The organism is Sutcliffiella sp. NC1, assembly GCF_027594365.1.
GTDB lineage: Bacteria > Bacillota > Bacilli > Bacillales > Bacillaceae_I > Sutcliffiella > Sutcliffiella cohnii.
In genome coordinates, this window is record NZ_CP115153.1 from 2,705,015 (window position 1) to 2,725,950 (window position 20,936).

Here is a 20,936-nt window from a genome sequence, read left to right on the forward strand (position 1 = left end):
TATCCTAATAAAAAAGGAGGAGACTTAAGTGAATATTAAAAATATTTTTATTGGTAGTGCATTATTATTGGCACTAACAGGATGTAATATGGGTGCTCAAGATGGTGCCCAAGGATATGGAAACGGTACTACTGGTGTAACATATGATGGTGGACCATTAGGGCAAAACGCCAATCAAATGGGAACTTTACGACATGGTGCGGACCGAAACAATACTAACTTAACGAACCGATTAACTGGAACGAACGATAATTTAGGGGATATTACAAACGTAACGCATCGAAATCAGACTCGAAATAATGAACCAACTGGTGATGAAGTTTTAAGAGTAAAACAGGGTTATATTACAATTGATCCAAACGCATATATGACTACAACACCTAGTAGTAAATTCCCTCATAGTGAACAAATTAGACGTGGTGAATTTAAAGTATATCGTTTTGGAAAACAAGGTGGGCAAGGTGGCGGACAAGCTGCTGCACCAAATCAGGGACAAGGACAAGCTCAACAAACACCTGGCCAACAGCAAGCACCTGAACAAGCTACTCCAGTTCCTCCAACAAGTGACAGAGAACAACAAGAACAGCAAGGGCAACAACAACCGACAGAACAAGCAAATCAAGGAATTAGCGACGTAGAACAACGAGTAATTGAATTAACAAATGCAGAGAGACGAAAAAATGGATTATCAGATTTAAAAGCAGATGCATCAATAAGTAATGTTGCACGTCAAAAATCAGTTGATATGCAACAAAATAATTACTTCTCACATACAAGTCCTACTTATGGATCTCCGTTTGACATGATGAGAGATTTCGGAATTAGTTATAATACTGCTGGTGAAAACATCGCCATGGGACAACGTACACCTGAAGAAGTAGTAAATGCTTGGATGAATAGTGAAGGGCATAGAAAGAATATCTTAAGTCCTAATTTCACACATATCGGTGTAGGTTATACAGAAAATGGACATTATTGGACACAAATGTTTGTCGGAAGATAAATCGCGTTAGAAACCTTCTAAAATTAGAAGGTTTCTCTTATTTACACTTGTTGAAAAATTTTTTCTTTTTTCAATAAAAAAAACACATGCTATAGTTGATATTGCAATTAATGATTAGTATTAAAGGAAGAGCTAAATGACAAGTACACACTCTTACATTAAACAATGGCAAAAAGCTTTACAAATAGAAGTACAGCATTTAAAAAAGTGGGGAAGTACAAAGTATCAAATAATAAATGGGCATTATATGTTTGAGGAAAATAATAGGTATCACTATTACTTCGAAACGATTCAGTCACTTAAAATCCCCAATGGTTCCATCGTTAAGTTTCAATGGGGGAAACTAGAAGTAGAGGGTAGAATCATTTCTTCCGAACAGAATAGCGTCATTATAACAGTAGAAAAGTTTATAGGTGACTTAATTCAGGATGCTTTTCTATCGTATGACCCGTGGGAGCTACTAGTCCAATTAATAGATCGTTTGGAGGAAAGTAAAGATAGCAAAAAGAAGCGCAGTAGAATAAAAAGATTAATGAATCCTACAAATTCTTTTGTTCCTTCTCCAGTAAAGGCTAAGTCGAACGTAGAAGAAGTATTTTTACGATCTAAATTTAATCCAATCACTTTCGTGTGGGGACCACCTGGAACTGGTAAGACATATACGTTAGCTAGAGTTGCTGCGAATTTATTATTAAAGAATAAAAGCGTCCTTATCCTTTCTCATAGTAATCAAGCTGTTGATGTATTGCTCGGAGAAACATCTTCTTTTTTAAAAAAGAAGAACATGTTTCGAGAAGGATTATTAATTCGGTACGGCTCCCCTAGTAGTGAATTTAAAGTACTTTATGAAGATTTAACTACAGAACAATTAATAATGAAAGAAGATCCAACAATAATAGAAGAAAAAACACAATTACTACTCGAAAGAAGGTTATTAAAAGAAGATATTAATAAGTCGTTTAGTAAACGTGACTCAGAAGAATTAATACGAATTGAAAAAAGGCTCTCATCCGTTATTGAAAAAATACGCCAAAAAGAATTAAAAGTAATAAAAAAGTGCGGGGTAATTGGAACTACTTTAGCAAAAGCTGCAACTGACCCAGTTATTTTTGAATATGAATTTGATTATATCATTATTGATGAGGCTAGTATGGCATACATACCACAAATAGGATTTGCAGCGACATTAGGAAAGAAATTAATCATTTGTGGGGATTTCAAGCAATTAGCTCCTATCGCTCAAGGAAGACATGAGCTAGTAGATAAATGGCTTAAAAATGATATTTTCAATAGTACTGGAGTTATACAACCATTAGAGGAAGGGAAGCTCCATCCTCATTTATTCCTACTAAAAGAACAACGCCGAATGCATGCGGAAATCTCGGCTTTTACGAACAAAAATGTTTATCATTCTTTAGTAGAGGATTACGATAAAGTAAGTATCCTACGTCAAGACATTACTAGGAAAGCACCTTTCCCAAATAAAGCTTCTGTTTTACTTGATACATCCTATACAGGTGCTCATTGTATTAAGGAACCTAATTCCCATTCAAGAGCAAATCCGTGGCAATTGTTGCTTTCTTTTCAATTAATTCACGAAGCATACATGAATGGAAACCGTTCCATCGGCTATACAACACCTTATCGTGCTCAAGCTCAATTAATGGAAGAACTTATAAACGATCTTTATAGTGAAGAAAAAGATAAAGCAGATATTATTGCTGCAACCGTTCATCGCTTTCAAGGTAGTGAAAGAGATGTAATGATTTTCGATACAGTGGACAGTGCACCAGAAAATTATGTTGGGAGGTTACTTACTGGCCAAGGAAGTGAACGACTCTTAAATGTTGCGATAACTAGAACGAAGGGGAAGTTTATTCATGTTAGCGACACAGACTTTATGAAAAAACGTACTTCCCAATCGAAATTAATTAGAAAATTACTTGATCATCAATTACAACGTAACACACATATTTCTCATGATAAAATTGGTACTTGGATTAAACATCATCATAAAAATATAAAATGGATGCATGCAAAGAAAACAGAACAAGTCTTTTTTGATATCGAACATGCTAAAAATATAATAATGGCGATTCCAGACATAGAGAATTTACCTACAGAATGGATAAATGCATTAAACAGTAGAGCGAAAAATACGGAATTAACTATTTTATCGCCTGCTAGAAATAGCCTGCTTAAACATGCTCATTACACTAGCTATTCCTTTCCGTTTCCTTTTATTTTAATTGACAACCGCTACTTTTGGTTAGGTGTGCCATTTGAAGTAACAAAAAATAGCCTTCCTCCTTATGTTGCTGTTCGTCTTGATTCAACAAAGTTTGCTTATAAATGGAAAGCATACTTACCTAATAGTTAAATGGTTATATTGAAGAGGTTAGGACACAACTATTTTTATCATGGTTAATTAGTTTTGCCTAAGCCTCTCGTTTTTACGTTTTGAAAGGACAATCGTACTATTTTTTAGTTCTAATTGGGTCGTATTCAAATAACTTCCCTTCGTAAATTAAAGTTAGCTTCTCACTTTGACGAAAGTCATCAGGAGTTACTAAAGAAGGGAGCTTATCCCAAAGCCGTATGCCAGACCTACTTAATAAATCAGAAACGAACTGCGAGCAAAAGTAGGAGGCATTAAGCTCCACTGGCTCCTTTATAGACACCCCAATAACGCCTAAAAGATTATAAAATAGTCGTTTTTCGTTCTTTTTAAACACTTCTAGTATTCTTTTCATTTTATTATATTCTCGGTCCGTAACTTTCAATTCATAAATAGCACAAGTCGTTTCAGGATACTTGCTATACGTGCCTTGATTTATATCTTCTTTTACGAAACCCCCATAAAAGGGATTTGACGCTTTTTTTCGGCCAAAACTATATAGTTCTTCAAGCCCCACATCAAAAGAAATGGATGCGTGATTATACGGGGCCTTCGTATAAGTTTTTATCGATTTCGTAAACAATGTTCCTGTATCAGTTAGTAATATATACACTTTTTCACTCATGGCTTATACCTCAAAATCTATAATTCTTATTGACCATTATTCTAGGAAAAAGACATAATGGTAATAGCAGGGGGGATTTGACAATGAACAATACATTTGTCACGTTATTAATTATTACTATATGCTTAGCAATCTTTCATCTTTCTTATATTATATTAAAAAGAGTACAGAAGGATAAAGACTTTTCTGATTTATCTGTACGTATAAAAACTTGGTGGGGAATGGTTGCTGTATTTACAGTTGCAACACTTTTCAGTCCAAACATTTCATTAGTAGCACTATTTATTCTTTGTTTTTTTTCTTTAAAAGATTATTTTTCTATGATGAAAACGCGGAAAGTGGATAGGCAACTTTTCCTATGGGCATATTTATCGATCCCTTTACAATTTTATTGGATATATATCGGTTGGTATGGAATGTTTATTGTTTTCATTCCTGTTTATGTATTTTTATTTTTACCATTAGCTCGGATTATCGGAAATGGGACAGTTGGTTTTCTTCGCTCCGTTAGTTCTACACAATGGGGGTTAATGCTCATGGTATTTGGATTAAGTCATCTAGCTTATTTCCAAATTGCCACACCCGAATATGGCGCAAACTTAGTGTTATTCCTAGTGGTTTTAACACAGCTACATGATCTAATACAGTATGTTGTTTCTATTTACATAGGAAAGAAAAAAGTCGCTCCTAGTGCGAATCCGAATATTACGTGGGAAGGATTTACTGTTGCAACATTTGTCACGACGGGCATTTCTTATAATATTTTTGAATACTTAACTCCACTGACACCATTATTCGGTATAATCTCTGGCTTATTAATTAGTATTGCATGTTTCGGTGGCAGTTTAACGATTTCTTTCCTAAAGCGAGACTTATTAATTGGAGATGAAGTGAAAAAAGCCGCTTTAAAGAAAAGCTATTTAAACCGAGTCGATAGTTTAGCTTATTCTGCACCTATTTTTTTCCACGTAATTCGATATTATTTTGATTTTATGTAAAAGCTCTATAGATTATTGAAACTAGTAGGCATGATTAATAAATTGGTTGAATACAATTAGAAAAAATCCTCTCTTCAAAAGAGAATTGGAGGTATTTATTTTGCCGTCTAGTGTACATAAAGTAAACTTACCATTGTCGAACGAACATTTATGGGAATTTGTAAGTAAAATGAACAATTGGGCACCACTAGTTCCAGGATATATGGAACATGAAATTTTAAATGACAGAGAAAGCACTTGGAAGTTTAAAACAGACGTCGGTTTGTTAAAAAAGAAAATTCATTTAAAAGTAGATATACTAGAATGGAAAGAACCAACAAAAGTTACTTTTAATTTAACAGGGATAAATGAAAAGTTTTTTGGAGATGGGTACTTTGAAGCAAAACGCATTTCCAATAATGAAACCGAAATGATTGGCTGTTTAACGATAGAGGCTGAAGGTACAATGGGCAAAATGGTTAATTCTATTTTAAAAAACAGTTTACCTGATTTAACATTAGAATTAACAAATGCTGTAGCTAATAAAATATTAGAAATAAATGAAGTAACTACTAATAAATAACGTTTCGATTAAGAGAAAACTCGCCAGTTGGTGGGTTTTCTTTTTCTTTACGTTAAATAATGATAATATTTATTTAAATATGAATTTATAAGTTTAAAGGGGAAGGGTATATTGAATAAGCTGTATTATATCGACCAATATAAACAATCATTTTCTACTAGAGTTATAAAGCAGGTCAGTGAAAACGACAAGGAAACATATGTCGTATTAGAAGAAACCGCCTTTTATCCTACTGGTGGTGGACAACCTAACGACATTGGGTATATACAAAATGTTCCTATTATCAATGTTGAGATAATAGACAATGAAATACGTCATTATTTGAAAGAGCCTTTAAAAGATGAGATCGTTCAGGCACAAATTGATTGGGAGAGAAGATGGGACCATATGCAACAGCATAGTGGACAACATATCCTTTCTGCTGCATTCGCTCAACTTTTTCAATACGAAACGGTTAGCTTTCACTTAGGCCAGGAAACTTGCACGATTGATATTCAAACAGAAAGTGTCACCAATGAAGAGCTTTTCCAAGCGGAAACTTTAGCAAACGAAATAATTTTAGCTAATAAACCTATTTCAACCAAATGGATTACAGCTAGTGAAGTTGAGTTATATCCGCTACGCAAAAAACCTTCTGTTCAGGAAAACATTCGTTTAGTTATTATACCCGATTTTGACTACAACGCTTGCGGAGGTACACATCCAGCGACTACTAGTGAAGTTGGCATGATTAAAATATTACATACTGAGAAACAAAAAAAGAATGTTAGAATTACGTGTATTTGTGGTGAAAGAGTCAGAAAACAGTTTCACCTTAAACATGAAACGATTTCTTCTTTAAGTCAACTGTTAAATGCTCCAGAAACTCGAATTATCGATAGTGCATCTCAGCTATTAACAAAATTAAAAGAGTCAGAGAAAGAAATAGAAAGATTAAAGGAAGAAATAATTGCATATGAAGTGGAGCGTTTAATAGACATTCGTGCATATGTAGGTCCATTTCATACTATTAGTTCAGTTCTCCCTAACCTTAGTATGAAGGAGTTACAAAAACTTGCGAAAATTTTGTTACAGAAAAGCACAAATACTATCGTTATACTTGTTTCATCAATAGAGGATAAGTTACAAATTGTTTGCGGTCGCACCGAAGAACCGCAACATAAAATGAATCAACTGCTTTCAACCGTTCTTCCTTTAATATCTGGTAAAGGGGGAGGAAGTGAAGCGTTTGCTCAAGGTGGTGGAGATTTAAGTTATTCACCTGATGAAATTATGACCAAACTACTAAATGAACTGAATATATCGATAGGCACTAAGTGAACTACACTTTAATACTAAAAGGCACATAACACATGGTTATGTGCTTATTAATATAGAATGGAGGATTTTAGATGGAAATACAATTTGACCACATTGTTCATTACTGTTCTTCACCAGAACGTGTAATGGACCAATTTATAGATAATGGATTAAAAGCAGTAGAAGGTGGCGTACACGCTAACTGGGGAACTTATAACTGTTTATGTTTTTTTAACAACTTGTCATATATTGAATGGATTGGTATTAATGATGTTCAACAATCAAAGGAAACCGAAAACCCACTAATAAAACAGTTAAAGCAAGAAGGTTTCGTACAATTAGCTTTTAGAACAGAGAATATGAATCTTTTAGCTAAAAACTTAAAAGAAAAAGGATATCAACTGTTAGGCCCACTTCCAGGGAGTAGAAAGAAAAATGATGGTTCGGAATTAAAATGGTCTATGTTATTTATAGTAGACGATCATCACAATTCTTTACCATACCCTTTTTTTATACAGTGGGAAGAATCTTTTCTCCAGAGGAAAGAAACGTTGAAAAATATAATAAATGAAGGGGAAATTAGCTACATAAATATAAATGGTCCCGACGTATACGAGCTTGCAACTACTTGGGCAAAATTGTTTGGCCTTCAAGAACCACTACGAAAAAGCTCGAACAAAGGAAATTCTGTAAGCTACCATCTATCGTTCAAAAACTGCACAATCAATTTTTTCCCTGCTACAAATGCACACACGCAAATTCATGAATGTGGAATTAACGTTAATAACGGACTAGCGACTATTGGTCGTTCGTTAATACTTGAAAATGGTCATTATTCATTTATAAAAAAAAGTATCTCACTTTCATAATTTTAAAATAATCGTTAAACAATAGAAGTAAATGGTGCAAAAAAGGAGAACCAATGAGCAAATTTCAATATGTATATGAACAATCAGTTGAACAAACAAAAGCTAAAATTATAGAAGATTTAATAAAGTATTTTGAACAAAAAGAAGAGCTTCCTACATATGAACAATATGTTAAAGATCGACACCATTATATTGATCAAATATGGGTTAATGTATGGCTCAATAAGGTTACGAATGATATTCCGAGGAAAGAAAAGAAACTGTTTTTAAAAGACAGAGATTATGAAGTGGAAGAAGTTGATCGAAAAATAATAAACAGATTGTTTCGAAATGAAGTTAGAGATTACGAACCATTCCGAGTTTTAGAATGGATAGAGGCTGAATTTGGGAAAGACGAAGAGCATTGGAAACAATTATACGAAAATGCAAGAACAACTTTTTTACAAAAGGAAAATGAGAAAAAATTACAAGTGAAAAAAGATGAGGTCTGGAATCAACTACAACAACAAACTTTAAAAATCATTGAACATGAAAAAGATAATTACTATATATATGTTAGAAATTTTTTAGCCAGTGAAATAAGTAATGATTTTAATTCGAAAGTGAAATATAAATCAGTAGAAACGTATCGTCTAGAAGAAATTTTAATTGAAGATGGAGTTTTTGAATTTAAAGATTATCGAACAGTTGGAGAATTTTTTGCAGAACTAACAGGAAATGTTCATTATACGGAGCATTGGAGCGACGTAGCTTTTGAATATGAAACCTATTATTTTTTATACGAAAGAAGGCTATATAAGTTTTTACAAAAATTTATTTCAACACAGTTAGTGGAAGAAATAGATACGGAGACAAAAGTACAATATAAAGACCTTTTTCAGAAAAATTTATCATCGAGAGAAATTCAGAAAAATGTTAATCATTATTTAGAGTTGCTAATTCACGAGTATATGGAAGAAATCGTTACAGAGTATATCGATCATCTCCTTTTATTAAATGAAATGACGTTTGATTTAAGTGAGCATAAAAAACTTTATCACCAACAAGTAAAGGAACGAGCAATAAGAAAGGAAGAAGAGTTAGCAGAAGAGAGAAGAAAAAAAGAAGAAGAAGAGAGAATGCTTCATGACATTTTCGGTAGAGAATATGAGGCGTCTATCAATAAAGGAATGAAATATGTTCTACATATTGGGGAAACGAATACAGGAAAAACGTATCATGCTTTGCAACGAATGGAACAAGCGGAATCAGGTCTCTATTTAGCACCACTACGTTTATTAGCCCTTGAAGTATTCGACACGCTAAATAATAGAGGCATTCCTTGTTCTCTTAAAACCGGAGAAGAAGAAAGAGTAATAGCCGAAGCAATGCACGTGTCCTGCACTGTAGAAATGTTTCATGAAAAGGATTTTTATGAAGTGATTGTTATTGATGAAGCTCAAATGTTGGCGGATCGAGATAGAGGATATTCCTGGTATAAAGCGATTACGAAGGCAAGGGCAAAAGAAATACACATAATTGGAAGTAATAATATTAAGAGCATGCTTCTTCAATTATTAGACGGTGCACAGGTGGAATTAAATGAATATAAACGAGATATTCCACTTCAAGTGGAAGAAAAAGAATTTAAGTTAACACATGCAAAAAAAGCAGATGCGATTGTTTGCTTTTCAAGAAGACGAGTATTGGAAACGGCCTCTATCCTACAAAATAACGGTCATTCTGTAAGCATGATTTATGGAAGTATGCCACCAGAAACAAGAAAAAAACAAATACAAAGATTTTTAAAAGGAGAGACGACCATTATTGTAGCTACTGATGCTATTGGAATGGGATTGAACTTACCAATTAGAAGAGTCGTTTTCCTAGAAACAGAAAAATTTGATGGTATTAGGCGTAGACGGTTAACATCCCAAGAGGTAAAACAAATTGCTGGTAGAGCAGGACGAAAAGGAATTTACAATGTTGGAAAAGTTGCTTTTACTCAATATGTAAGGGAAATGGCCACGCTTTTAGAAAAAGAAGATGAGCATGTCCAAACGTTTGCTATAGCACCAACAGCTACTATTTTGGAGCGTTTCCAAAAGTACTCTCGAAAATTAGAGCTCTTTTTTACACTATGGGAGAAGTTCGAAAGCCCCCCTGGTACAACGAAGGCTAGTTTACAGGAAGAACAATATCTTTATGAAACGGTGAAAGATACGATAATTGAAGCTCGTATTCCGTTGCAAGAATTATACCATTTCTTACATTTACCTTTTGCAACAAGAGAGCAAGTATTAGTGGAACAATGGTATTCAACGATGTTATGTATTGCAGAAGGACAAGAATTGCCAGAACCTGTTTTAAAAAATGACAGTTTAGAAAATATCGAGTTAACATATAAGGCTATAGGATTACATTTACTATTTCTCTATCGCCTTGATAAAAGGACAGAAGCACTCTATTGGGAACGAATTAGAGAAACATACAGTGACCAAGCACATGAACGATTGAATTCAGATGTTCAATTAATGAAGAAAAGATGTAAAATTTGCAAGAAAACGTTGGATCCTTCCTATAAATATGAAGTTTGTGATGGCTGTCATTATTCGAGGCTAAGAAAAAAACATAAAAATTATTAGTAAAACATATGTAATCTATATAGAAACTCGCAAATGGGCGAGTTTTTCTTTATTTCTATATGGAAATGGGTTTGTGAATGTTGTAACATTACTAATTAGATAAATTGAAAGAGGTACACATTTATTATGATTAGTTATTATCTATCTCAATTATTATTTAGCTTTATAGCTTCAGCAAGCTTTGGCATTATATTTAACGCACCCCGACAGTCACTAATAAAATGTGGTATTGCAGGCATGATCGGTTGGATTTCCTATGTACTATTAGAAGATCTAAATGTTGACACTGTAATGGCATCCTTTGTGGGGGCATTTTTTGTTGCTCTTGTTGGACACATTATGGCTAAAGTAAATAGAATGCCGATGATTATTTTTAGTGTAGCTGGTATTATCCCTTTAGTTCCAGGTGGCTTAGCCTATAATTCAATGCGACACGTAGCGCAAAATGATTATTTAGGAGCTATTCCTCTAGCTGCAAAAGCATTCGCTATTTCAGGAGCAATAGCGATGGGCTTAGTATTTGCTGAAGTTTTAGTGCAGCTATTTTTAAATATCGTAAAAAAGTTAAAGGGTGTTAACAATTAGTATATTAGAAGGATATAGAAATGGAGTAATAAAAAATGGTAAAAGGAAATGAACAAGTAAAACATAATGAACTTGTCTTGAAAACTTGTTTATTGGCAGGCAAAATAATGATGCAAAGTGGTGCTGAGACGTACCGAGTGGAAGATACGATTAGTAGAATGGCATTAGCATGTGATTATCCTGATACGCATAGTTATTCTACACCTACAGGAATTATTGTATCGTTAGAAGGAGAGAATCCGACTAGACTAGTCAGAATTAATACACGCTCAACCGATTTAGAAAAAGTTGCTAGAGTAAATCAAATATCTCGCCAATTAACGAGCGGAGATATTACTATCTCTGATGCATTTCAAAGGTTAAAATCATTAGAGAAAGAAAATCTTTCCTTCCCAATTTTTGTACAAATTTTAGCAGCTGCAATAGCGAGCGCATCCTTTCTTATTATGTTTAAAGGAACTTGGCTTGACTTTTTCCCAGCCTTTTTTATTGGAGGTTTTGGGTTTACAAGTTTTTATTTCATCGATCACTTTACTAAAGTAAAGTTTTTTGCGGAATTTATGGCCTCCTTTATTATCGGTCTTCTTTCATTTTTTATTGTTCAATTTGAAATTGGACATGAAATCGATAAAATAATTATTGGCTCTGTTATGCCACTAGTACCAGGGCTATTAATAACTAATGCTGTAAGAGACTTAATGGTTGGCCATTTTGTATCAGGTCTTTCTAAAGGAGCAGAAGCGCTTCTCACTGCCTTTGCAATTGGAGCTGGTGTCGCTATTGTATTCGCGTTCACTATGTAAATATTTTGATATATAGACACACCGAAGAGTATTCGGTGTGTTTTCTATATAAGAGAAACATAATTTGAAATTTTTAAAAATAATGGATTGAAGGTTAGCACTAATTGTGCTATTCTTGTCGGCAACAAGGTACATAATGTGCGCTATAACAGGATATAAGTGACAAGAATCATAAAAAATTATACGCCTTAATACTAATGGCATTTCAAGGTGAAAAACTACTATTTTTAGGAGTGGATATTAATGAAGGTACTATTTAACAGTGAGATTTTGGAAAAGTCAGAAGTTACGATAGATATGGAAGATAGGGGCTATCAATTTGGAGATGGTGTTTATGAAGTAGTTAACGTATACAACGGGATAGCTTTTACACTAGTGGAACATGTAGATCGTTTATATAGAAGTGCTGAAGAAATTCGTCTTAACATACCAATAGAAAGAGAAGAAGTAAAACAATTAATAGTACGCTTAATAAACGAAAACAGCGTAAAGAACGGAAGTATTTATTTACAAATAACACGTGGCGTTGCACCGAGAAAACATCAGTATGATTCCAAAATAAAACCTTTATTAATTGCGTATCCATTACCATTTTCCGATGTATCCGATGTACAGCAACAAGGGGTTAAAGCAATAACAGCGGAAGATTTACGCTGGCTTCGATGCGACATTAAAAGCTTAAATCTCCTTTATAACATTATGATAAAGCAGGAAGCACATGAACAAGGTGCATATGAGGCTATTCTACTTAGAGATGGCCAAGTAACTGAAGGTTCTTCTTCTAACATATTCATCGTTAAGGACGATACTATTTATACTCATCCTGCGAATAATTATATTTTGAACGGAATTACTCGAATAAAATTATTGCAATTGTTCCATCAAAAAGAATGGAAAATAAAAGAACAGCCTGTTTCAAAGCAATTTTTATTGAATGCAGACGAAGTATTTTTAACATCAACGACTAATGAAGTTGTACCAATTACAATGATAGATGAAGTTAAGATAAACGACGGGAAACCTGGTTCATTTACGAGGAAGATACAACAGGCTTTCACTGAACTAGTTAAAGAAGAAATTAGGGGATAATGATGAACCGACAAAAAATTCGTGAACTTGGTGTTAAAATCGGAGCGTTACCAACAGGGGAAAAGAATTGTATTACAGATGTAAGAAGTGTTTTAGTAGGTCATTCAACAATAAAAGAAAAGTTAGCTGGAACAGATTATGCTTGCACAGGCGTAACTGCAATATTGCCACATGAAGGGAATATTTTTCAACAAAAAGTAATTGCAAACAGTTACACCATTAACGGCTTTGGAAAAACAACTGGCCTAGTACAAGTAGAAGAATTGGGACAATTAGAGTCTCCAATCATGCTAACAAATACGTTTAGTGTCCCAGCAGTGGCAGAAGGAACGTTACATTATTTACTCCGTGAAAATAGTGATATTGGGGACACTACCGGAACTGTCAATATTGTAGTTGGGGAATGTAATGATAGCTATTTAAACTCTATTCGTCAATTAAACGTAACAAAAGAACATGCTATTCAAGCTATCCGAAACGCTTCTCAAGATCGTGTAGAAGAAGGCGCAGTTGGTGGAGGAACAGGAATGGTTTGTTTTGGATTTAAAGGTGGAATTGGTAGTTCTTCGAGGATTGTTAGCTCAAATGAAAAGTGTTATACACTTGGTTGCTTAGTTCAAGCTAATTTCGGTAAAAAAGAGGAGTTTCCTTATTTACGTTACGGGTTAAAGAATTTAGAGAATAACTCTACAGCTTCCAAACAACCACCTGGTTCTATTATTATCGTTATTGCAACGGATGCACCACTTGATGCTCGACAGTTAAAAAGAATAGCTAAAAGAGCATCAGTTGGCCTTAGTCGGGTAGGCAGCAATATACACAATGGAAGTGGGGACATTGTCATTGCATTTTCCAACGCACAAACAATACCACATAATTCTTCAGACGTTTTGGAAACACTAACTTTTTTAAGAGATGATTCGGAGTGTATGAACCTTTTATTTCAAGCGGCCGCAGAAGCTACAGAAGAGGCCATACTAAATGCACTAACAAAGGCAACGACAACAAAGGGGAGGAACGGAAGAAAGGTCGAACAATTACCATACAATTTCAAATAAATGGTATAATATATACAATGTTTTCTTTATAAATGGGGGGAGAAAATACTTGAAAAAAAACATAATAATAGCATTAGCATGTCTTTTATTCTTAATAGGCTGCCAAAAGGAAGAAGAAGCAAATCCATATAATAAGCTTAATGATTACATACAACTTTGGGGTAATTCGGACTACACCTCTATGTATGAAAATTACTTAACAACTACTAGTAAAGAACGTTTCACATTTGAAGAGTTTGGGGAGAGGTACGAAAAACTTTATGCTGATCTTCAAGTAGATAATTTAAAGATTACTATTCAAGATGAAAACATAGTTTGGGAGGAGCTAGAAGAGTTATCCATCCCGATATCCATCCAATTTGACACACTGGCAGGAAATATTGATTATTCGGTCGATGTTCCATTTAAAAAAGAAGTGGTTGAAGACGAACAAGAAGATTGGTTTATTGAATGGGATACACATTTTATTTTGCCACAATTGTCTACTGGAGATAGAGTTAGAATCGGAACTTTCAAAGGAGTAAGAGGGGAAATACTTGATAGTGAAGGTAACACACTTGCTGCGAACGGAGAAGTTTTTGAAATCGGTATTGTTCCTGGAAACTTTAGTAGTGAATCATTATCAGAAGTTGCTTCCCTAACGAGTTTAAGTGAAGAGTATATCGAAAGTGAATATTCTCAAAGTTGGGTACAACCAGACCATTTTGTTCCTATTAGGAAGTATTCGTTAAGTGACGAACAAGTCGTTCGGGAATTGGAAACTATTCCTGGAGTTAGTGTCAGAATGGCAAGCTCCCGTATTTACCCTTATGGAGAGTCACTTGCTCATCTTATAGGTTATATACGCCCGATTACAGCGGAAGAGTTAGAAAAATATGCTGATAAGCAATATGGAGCTTCCGATTGGATAGGAAAAAGGGGTCTTGAACAATTGTTAGAAGATAGATTAAGGCCGATTGATGGAAAAAGTATTTATTATGAAAAGGAAGACGGTAGTACAGTAGAAATTGCACGGACAGAAGCTAGAAATGGAGAAACCGTGCAAATAACCATTAACGGTAATTTACAACAATCTCTATACGAAACATTAAGGGAAGAAAAAGGTACAGCCGTAATAGTTGAGCCTGAAACTGGGAAAGTTCGTAGTTTAATAAGCTTACCTTCCTTTGATCCAAATGAATATGTGTTTAACCTATCTCCTGGGTTGGATATATCACTTTCAAACGATGAGGATTTACCGTTATTAAATAGGTTCCATGCTTCATACTCTCCTGGGTCGACTATTAAGTTATTAACATCGATGATTGCTTTAAACAATGACATAATAGACCCAGCAGAAAAAGTTGAAATTACTGAAAAACAATGGCAAAAAGATGACTCCTGGGGCAATTATAAAGTAACTCGAGTAGATAGCTCCATTCATTCTGTTGATTTAAAAGATGCAATTGTTGTGTCTGATAATATTTATTTCGCTCAATTAGGTTTAAAAATTGGAACTGATGTTTTTGTGGATGGATTAAGAAAAGCTGGATTTGGTGAAGCTTTACCATTTAAATATTATTTAACACCACCGCAAATTTCTAATTCTAACTCCATTAGTAGTGAGATAGCTCTTGCAGATACTGCATATGGTCAAGGGGAAATTTTATTACCTCTGTTACATTTAGCTAATATTTACGGCGGTATCGTCAACAACGGAAATATGATGAAGCCCTTACTTTTTGAAGAAGAAGCTAGCGAAATATGGACTGAATTAACTAGCGAGGAACATGCGAAGCAGCTACAACAATATTTACGACAAGTTGTAACAGAAGGGACCGCAAGAAAAGCTAATTTAGAGTCAAAAGCTATTGCAGGAAAAACAGGAACTGCCGAAATTAAACGCGAGCAAGGAACGGTTGGTACGGAAAATGGTATTTTTGTGTCCTACGATCAACAACAGCCTAATATCGTGACCGCTATTCTTATCGAAGGAGTAGAAGATAAGGGTGGAAGTGGTTATGTGGTGGAAAAAGCTAATCATTTTTATAGATCATTAAATAATGATTAATGTAAAGAAAAGGTATTACTTTTATAGTAATACCTTTTTTAAATGTAGGAAACTATAAAATAAATGCTCCTGTATCATTACTAACGGATTTTAGGAAATGACTAGAGAAGAGGTGATGAAATGTATAAAAAGGTTTTCCTACTAATTTTACTTGTTACATTCTGCGGAAATATAGTGTGTGGAGCAGAAGAAGAGAAAAAAGTAGAAATTTTCGATAATAGCATTAGTTCTGTTGTGAAGACGTTTTCTTCTTCAAGTGACATTCAAAGAGAAACGTTTAAAATAATTAATAATATAAACGGAGTATATAAAAAGCTTGATCCTATACCTAAAACTGGACACATGATAAAAGTCCCACTAGTAAAACCCGTTACCGTTTCAAACGAATGGTTTTATCATATAGTAGAGGAAGTTATTATTATCTTACCTGAAAATGATGACCCACACTTACTTTTACTAGATGATGAGCAATTTCCTCATTTCTTTACTTTTAATCATGGAATAGATGATCTGTTAAGCTATATCGATTTTGAATTTAGAAGGTGATATGAATGATCACCTTCTATTTTTTCTCCTAAGGAAGAACGTTAATTAGGGAAAAGCTTGTTTACCTCAATTTCTTTATTATCTATGTTCTTTTGTTGTTTTAGCAGTTTTTCTTTTTCACCATCGATTTTTCACTATTGTTTCTAACTTTCTTTTTAAGACAATTTGTATAGGCTCATGTTCTTTTCCGATTGGTTTAACTAGAACCGTCCGAATGTTCAACAGTTTTCCACACCAAACATCCGTAAATAATTGATCACCTAGAAAAACGCTAGTATCTTTTGAAGCGCCTATTGCGTCCATATGCTTCCGTAATTTATAAGGAGCTGGCTTTGCGCATTTGCCAAAACCAATAATACCAAAAGGCTGGCAAAATCGATCCACACGCCCTTGACTGTTGTTTGACGCTATAACGAGTTTTACCTGATGGTTTTTTAACATTTGAATCCATGTTCGTAAGTCGTCTCCACCAGGTTCATCGTGTATGGCTAATGTACTATCTAAATCTGAAAATATTGTTTTTACTCGATGGTGTTCCAACCAATTAGCATCCATTTTTGAAAAGTGATCCAGTTCAAAATCAGGTTTAAAGTACTTCATAAGTATGTACCGCCTCATTTTATTAAATAAAATCTTATAAATTATATTGTCCATTTTATTGAAATTTACTATATAAAAATATTAAAAAATGTTCTTACTACTTGAGTAGTAAGAACAGCTTTTACCGGTTATTTATGTTTTATTATAACGATACTTTCCTCATGATCTACATCAATACATAATTCCTCACAAGTATTTTCCATCATAAGGTCGACAATTTTGTCTTCTACCTTTTCTTCAATAATACGACGTAACGGTCTAGCCCCGAAACTTGGGTGATAACCTAATTGGGCTAATTTTACTTTCGCTTTGTCTGTAATGGAAAGGGTAATACCATGTTCTTCCTTCATAACATTCATTAAATCAGTAAGCATTATATCAACAATTTCAACTAATTGTTTCTCGTTTAACGAATCAAATTGAATAATACCATCAAAGCGGTTTAAAAATTCTGGTTTGAAATAAGCAGATAATGAATCTATAAACTCACTGTTGTTTGATTCATTTTTTGAAGTGTTACTAAATCCAACAGTAATTTTTTTATCTGTCACTCCTGCATTACTTGTCATAATAATAATTGCATCTTTAAAGTTTACATTACGTCCTTGACTGTCGGTTAATCGACCATCTTCCATTACTTGAAGGAATATATGCTGTACGTCAGGATGTGCTTTTTCGATTTCATCTAATAGAATTATACTGTAAGGGTTTCGACGCACTTTTTCCGTTAATTGCCCAGCTTCTTCATGGCCTACATAACCCGGGGGAGAACCAATTAATTTAGATACAGAATGTTTTTCCATATACTCACTCATATCTAATCGAATCATTGAATCTTTTGTACCAAATAGCTCTTCAGCTAACGACTTTGTTAATTCTGTTTTTCCGACACCAGTTGGACCTACGAATAAAAACGAACCTACTGGGCGATTTTTTCGTTTTATACCTATTCGGTTTCTTTTAATTGCCTTTGCAACTTTTTCAACTGCTTTATGCTGACCGATAACCTTCTTATTTAAATTTCCCTCTAAATTTTTCAATTGATTTTGTTCATCATTTTGAATTTTACCTAGAGGGATTCCGCTTTTTTCTGAAATAATTGCTTCTACATCTTCAACAGAAACAGTAGGTACACTCTTGTTTTCTTTCTTAAGTTCATTTTCTATTTTCAGCTCTTCATCTCGAAGTTTTGCAGCAGTTTCATAATTTTCTTCTTTCAATGCTTTCTGTTTCTCTGTCTCAATTTCTTTAAGTCGAATCTGCATCGATTCAAAATCTACCATAGGATCTATTAAATTTTTCTTTGAACCAGCCTCATCTAATAAATCAATTGCTTTATCGGGTAAATGTCTATCTTGTATATATCGGTGAGAAAGGTTTACACAAGCTTTCAAAGCATCTTCTGAATATTTAACTTGATGAAACTCTTCATACTTATGACGAATGCCTTTTAGTATCGTTAATGCAGCATCTAATGTCGGTTCAGTCACTGTAACCGGTTGGAATCGACGTTCTAATGCTGCATCTTTTTCAATTAGACGATATTCTTTTAGAGTAGTCGCACCAACAAGTTGTAATTCGCCACGAGCTAGGGTTGGTTTTAATATGTTACCAGCGTCCATAGAGCCTTCAGCTGATCCTGCACCAACAAGAAGGTGAATTTCATCAATAAATAAAATAATGTTTTTCTTTTCCTGTAGTTCTTGAATAATTTGTTTCATACGTTCTTCAAATTGTCCACGAATACCTGTGTTAGCTACTAATGAGGCCACATCTAATAAATAGACTTCCTTATTTTTCAGTTTGGCAGGGACTTTTCCTTCTGCAATATGAAGCGCTAACCCTTCAACAACAGCTGTTTTACCAACACCTGGCTCTCCAATTAAGACAGGATTGTTTTTATTTCTTCTATTTAGTATTTCTATCACTCGTTGTATTTCTTTATCTCTTCCAATTACTGGGTCAATCAAACCAGCTTTAGCAGCGGTTGTTATATTTCTCCCTAATTGATCTAGTATACCTCCACCACGATTAGAGTTTTTTGTTACAGGCTCATTCATTTTATTGTCAAAATGTTCATCCGTTCCATTCCAATTAGCGAAATCGCCAAAAGGAAAGTTATTATGGAACAAGCCGTTAGGGACAGGTATTTTATTGTTTATGTTTTTGTAACATTTTGAGCAAAGATGTATTTTTTTGTTTTCATCATTTACTTGAATGCGTAATTCAACATTTGCATGATTAAATTTACATTTTTGACAAAGCATAAATATACCTCCTTATTTAAATTGACTTTGACTATATTTGACCTTCCGGTATTTATATTATACTTTGACCTTTTTTGACTTTCAACAGTTAAGGAGAATAAAAATTATGTATGTAGAGGAAATAAGTAGTTATTTTGGGATGAAATTGTAGTCATTTTTTTTCTATTTTAACGAAAAATATACACGAATTTATTACTAGGAGGGATGAACATGACTGTAGGGACACAGGTAAAACAAACGGTAGCTGGTCTAAAGAGTGCACAAGCGAGCTTTGAAACGTTTGCATTACAAACTGATAATGAGCAAGCAAAACAACTTTATCAAAATGCGGCAACACAAACACAAACGATTATTGACAGTATTGAGCCAAGACTGCAACAAATCTTACAAGAAGAGCCACAATATAATCAATAATGTTTATAAAAAAGGAGTTGGCAATATTGTCAACTCCAAACTAAATGATTAAAGGTGATACTTAATGACTGTTATTTCTAACGTAAAACAAACAGTAGCAACATTAAAAAATATTGACGCACAATTATCTCATTTAGCAATTAATAGTGAGGAAGAAAAGGCAAAGAAAGTATTTCACGAAACAATGATAACGATTGAAGAAATAAGTAACGACCTTCAAATGAGGGTAGTGGAAATTGAAACAGAGGAACCACAATATAAAAGTAATTAAAGAGGTGGTATTATTTGCCTGGATGGGTAGAGGTTCTATTAAAAACATTCGTAGTCATCGTTCTCTTTTTTGCAATAACGAAGCTTGTTGGTAAAAAGAAAGTCGGTGATTTAGGTTTATTTGAATTTTTAACAAGTATAACTATAGCTGGTTTGTCCGCTTTTATTATAATAGCTGATCGTCCATTCATTCACGGGATTATTTCTATTCTTCTTATAGGCCTAGTATTATTTTTAATTGATTTATTCGCACTAAAAAGTAAAAAGTTTCATGATTTTACTAAAGGTAATGGAACCGTTTTAATAAAAGATGGAAAAATTTTAGAAGATAATTTAAAAAAGGAAAAACTAACAACAGATGAGCTCTTAAGTTCCTTACGTCAAAAAAACATCTTTAAATATGCTGATGTAGAATTCGCTATTTTAGAAGCAACAGGCGATGTAAGTGTTTTTCCGAAAAAAGAGATGTTACCCGTAACACCTAAATTGTTAAACATAAAAGTAGCTGAAGAGAAGGAACCTTATACTGTCATCCAAGATGGAAAAATAGTTGATGACTCGTTAGGAAAAAGCGGAAAAAATAGACAGTGGTTACAAACAGAACTTGATAAATTAGGTGTTTTGTTAGAAAACGTATATGTTGGACAAGTTGATTCTTACGGTGAACTAACGATTGATTTATATGATGATACAATAACAGTTCCTTCACCACAGCAAAGACCACTATTGTTAGCAATGCTAAAAAAATGTGCAGCTGACCTAGAGGGGTTTGCTCTAGCAACAGATAATAAAGAAGCAAAAGAAATGTTTGAAAAAAACAAAAATAAATTAAATAATGCGATTAAAAAAGTCGAATCATATTTAAAATAAGAAAGG

General features: G+C 33.8%; 19 protein-coding genes. 16 read left to right on the forward strand and 3 right to left on the reverse strand.

The window, feature by feature from the left end:
- Positions 1 to 28 precede the first annotated feature (28 nt).
- Positions 29 to 1,003, forward strand: coding sequence for a CAP domain-containing protein (locus O1A01_RS14090; RefSeq protein ID WP_270064357.1), 975 nt, complete (start codon positions 29 to 31; stop codon positions 1,001 to 1,003).
- A 136-nt stretch (positions 1,004 to 1,139) separates the two neighbouring features.
- Positions 1,140 to 3,383 carry an AAA domain-containing protein gene (locus O1A01_RS14095; protein ID WP_270064358.1) on the forward strand — a complete coding sequence of 748 codons (2,244 nt, stop codon included), beginning with the start codon at positions 1,140 to 1,142 and terminating at the stop codon, positions 3,381 to 3,383.
- 97 nt (positions 3,384 to 3,480) lie between these two features.
- Here the strand turns inward: O1A01_RS14095 and O1A01_RS14100 are convergent, their stop codons facing one another.
- The gene (locus tag O1A01_RS14100) at positions 3,481 to 4,026 is read right to left on the reverse strand and encodes a hypothetical protein (protein ID WP_270064359.1); all 546 of its coding nucleotides are present in this window, start codon (positions 4,024 to 4,026) and stop codon (positions 3,481 to 3,483) included.
- An 83-nt stretch (positions 4,027 to 4,109) separates the two neighbouring features.
- Here O1A01_RS14100 and O1A01_RS14105 point away from each other — a divergent pair, with 83 nt between their 5' ends.
- The 11 genes from O1A01_RS14105 to O1A01_RS14155 all read left to right on the forward strand — a co-directional run bounded on the left by O1A01_RS14105 (position 4,110) and on the right by O1A01_RS14155 (position 16,509).
- On the forward strand, positions 4,110 to 5,024 hold the full coding sequence (locus O1A01_RS14105; RefSeq protein WP_270064360.1) for a phosphatidate cytidylyltransferase: 915 nt from the start codon (positions 4,110 to 4,112) through the stop codon (positions 5,022 to 5,024).
- A 100-nt stretch (positions 5,025 to 5,124) separates the two neighbouring features.
- Complete coding sequence (locus tag O1A01_RS14110) at positions 5,125 to 5,586, forward strand: SRPBCC family protein (protein ID WP_066410922.1); 462 nt, start codon at positions 5,125 to 5,127, stop codon at positions 5,584 to 5,586.
- A gap of 111 nt (positions 5,587 to 5,697) precedes the next feature.
- The gene (locus tag O1A01_RS14115; protein WP_270064361.1) at positions 5,698 to 6,906 is read left to right on the forward strand and encodes an alanyl-tRNA editing protein; all 1,209 of its coding nucleotides are present in this window, start codon (positions 5,698 to 5,700) and stop codon (positions 6,904 to 6,906) included.
- Between the two features lie 71 nt (positions 6,907 to 6,977).
- Positions 6,978 to 7,754, forward strand: coding sequence for a VOC family protein (locus O1A01_RS14120; RefSeq protein WP_066410925.1), 777 nt, complete (start codon positions 6,978 to 6,980; stop codon positions 7,752 to 7,754).
- A 53-nt stretch (positions 7,755 to 7,807) separates the two neighbouring features.
- Positions 7,808 to 10,378, forward strand: coding sequence for a helicase-related protein (locus O1A01_RS14125; protein WP_066410927.1), 2,571 nt, complete (start codon positions 7,808 to 7,810; stop codon positions 10,376 to 10,378).
- A gap of 126 nt (positions 10,379 to 10,504) precedes the next feature.
- Positions 10,505 to 10,963, forward strand: a complete 459-nt coding sequence (locus O1A01_RS14130; protein ID WP_066410928.1) for a threonine/serine exporter family protein — start codon at positions 10,505 to 10,507, stop codon at positions 10,961 to 10,963.
- Between the two features lie 35 nt (positions 10,964 to 10,998).
- Complete coding sequence (locus O1A01_RS14135; RefSeq protein ID WP_066410930.1) at positions 10,999 to 11,766, forward strand: threonine/serine exporter family protein; 768 nt, start codon at positions 10,999 to 11,001, stop codon at positions 11,764 to 11,766.
- A 243-nt stretch (positions 11,767 to 12,009) separates the two neighbouring features.
- Positions 12,010 to 12,855, forward strand: a complete 846-nt coding sequence (dat, locus tag O1A01_RS14140) for a D-amino-acid transaminase (RefSeq protein ID WP_066410931.1) — start codon at positions 12,010 to 12,012, stop codon at positions 12,853 to 12,855.
- A gap of 2 nt (positions 12,856 to 12,857) precedes the next feature.
- On the forward strand, positions 12,858 to 13,913 hold the full coding sequence (locus tag O1A01_RS14145; RefSeq protein ID WP_066410932.1) for a DmpA family aminopeptidase: 1,056 nt from the start codon (positions 12,858 to 12,860) through the stop codon (positions 13,911 to 13,913).
- Between the two features lie 49 nt (positions 13,914 to 13,962).
- Positions 13,963 to 15,963 carry a penicillin-binding transpeptidase domain-containing protein gene (locus tag O1A01_RS14150; RefSeq protein ID WP_066410934.1) on the forward strand — a complete coding sequence of 667 codons (2,001 nt, stop codon included), beginning with the start codon at positions 13,963 to 13,965 and terminating at the stop codon, positions 15,961 to 15,963.
- 120 nt (positions 15,964 to 16,083) lie between these two features.
- Complete coding sequence (locus O1A01_RS14155; protein ID WP_270064362.1) at positions 16,084 to 16,509, forward strand: hypothetical protein; 426 nt, start codon at positions 16,084 to 16,086, stop codon at positions 16,507 to 16,509.
- 117 nt (positions 16,510 to 16,626) lie between these two features.
- Here the strand turns inward: O1A01_RS14155 and O1A01_RS14160 are convergent, their stop codons facing one another.
- Positions 16,627 to 17,109 carry a YqeG family HAD IIIA-type phosphatase gene (locus O1A01_RS14160; RefSeq protein ID WP_066410937.1) on the reverse strand — a complete coding sequence of 161 codons (483 nt, stop codon included), beginning with the start codon at positions 17,107 to 17,109 and terminating at the stop codon, positions 16,627 to 16,629.
- A gap of 128 nt (positions 17,110 to 17,237) precedes the next feature.
- On the reverse strand, positions 17,238 to 19,376 hold the full coding sequence (locus O1A01_RS14165) for an ATP-dependent Clp protease ATP-binding subunit (RefSeq protein WP_270064363.1): 2,139 nt from the start codon (positions 19,374 to 19,376) through the stop codon (positions 17,238 to 17,240).
- A 210-nt stretch (positions 19,377 to 19,586) separates the two neighbouring features.
- On the opposite strand from O1A01_RS14165, the gene O1A01_RS14170 reads away from it, so the two are divergent.
- From O1A01_RS14170 to O1A01_RS14180, 3 genes are all read left to right on the forward strand, one after another.
- Positions 19,587 to 19,790 (forward strand): DUF1657 domain-containing protein, encoded by a 204-nt coding sequence (locus tag O1A01_RS14170; RefSeq protein ID WP_066410940.1) that lies wholly within the window; start codon positions 19,587 to 19,589, stop codon positions 19,788 to 19,790.
- Positions 19,791 to 19,854: 64 nt separating this feature from the next.
- Positions 19,855 to 20,061 (forward strand): DUF1657 domain-containing protein, encoded by a 207-nt coding sequence (locus O1A01_RS14175; protein ID WP_066410941.1) that lies wholly within the window; start codon positions 19,855 to 19,857, stop codon positions 20,059 to 20,061.
- 14 nt (positions 20,062 to 20,075) lie between these two features.
- Positions 20,076 to 20,930 (forward strand): DUF421 domain-containing protein, encoded by an 855-nt coding sequence (locus O1A01_RS14180; RefSeq protein ID WP_270064364.1) that lies wholly within the window; start codon positions 20,076 to 20,078, stop codon positions 20,928 to 20,930.
- Positions 20,931 to 20,936: the final 6 nt, after the last annotated feature.

What these genes read in the sequence shown, in the direction of transcription:
- O1A01_RS14130 (WP_066410928.1), top strand. Translation starts at nt 10,505, where the DNA reads ATGATTAGTTATTATCTATCTCAATTATTATTTAGCTTTATAGCTTCA.
- O1A01_RS14160 (WP_066410937.1), bottom strand. Translation starts at nt 17,109, where the DNA reads ATGAAGTACTTTAAACCTGATTTTGAACTGGATCACTTTTCAAAAATG.
- O1A01_RS14135 (WP_066410930.1), top strand. Translation starts at nt 10,999, where the DNA reads ATGGTAAAAGGAAATGAACAAGTAAAACATAATGAACTTGTCTTGAAA.
- O1A01_RS14165 (WP_270064363.1), bottom strand. Translation starts at nt 19,376, where the DNA reads ATGCTTTGTCAAAAATGTAAATTTAATCATGCAAATGTTGAATTACGC.
- O1A01_RS14175 (WP_066410941.1), top strand. Translation starts at nt 19,855, where the DNA reads ATGACTGTTATTTCTAACGTAAAACAAACAGTAGCAACATTAAAAAAT.
- dat (WP_066410931.1), top strand. Translation starts at nt 12,010, where the DNA reads ATGAAGGTACTATTTAACAGTGAGATTTTGGAAAAGTCAGAAGTTACG.
- O1A01_RS14170 (WP_066410940.1), top strand. Translation starts at nt 19,587, where the DNA reads ATGACTGTAGGGACACAGGTAAAACAAACGGTAGCTGGTCTAAAGAGT.
- O1A01_RS14145 (WP_066410932.1), top strand. Translation starts at nt 12,858, where the DNA reads ATGAACCGACAAAAAATTCGTGAACTTGGTGTTAAAATCGGAGCGTTA.
- O1A01_RS14125 (WP_066410927.1), top strand. Translation starts at nt 7,808, where the DNA reads ATGAGCAAATTTCAATATGTATATGAACAATCAGTTGAACAAACAAAA.
- O1A01_RS14105 (WP_270064360.1), top strand. Translation starts at nt 4,110, where the DNA reads ATGAACAATACATTTGTCACGTTATTAATTATTACTATATGCTTAGCA.
- O1A01_RS14120 (WP_066410925.1), top strand. Translation starts at nt 6,978, where the DNA reads ATGGAAATACAATTTGACCACATTGTTCATTACTGTTCTTCACCAGAA.
- O1A01_RS14095 (WP_270064358.1), top strand. Translation starts at nt 1,140, where the DNA reads ATGACAAGTACACACTCTTACATTAAACAATGGCAAAAAGCTTTACAA.
- O1A01_RS14155 (WP_270064362.1), top strand. Translation starts at nt 16,084, where the DNA reads ATGTATAAAAAGGTTTTCCTACTAATTTTACTTGTTACATTCTGCGGA.
- O1A01_RS14100 (WP_270064359.1), bottom strand. Translation starts at nt 4,026, where the DNA reads ATGAGTGAAAAAGTGTATATATTACTAACTGATACAGGAACATTGTTT.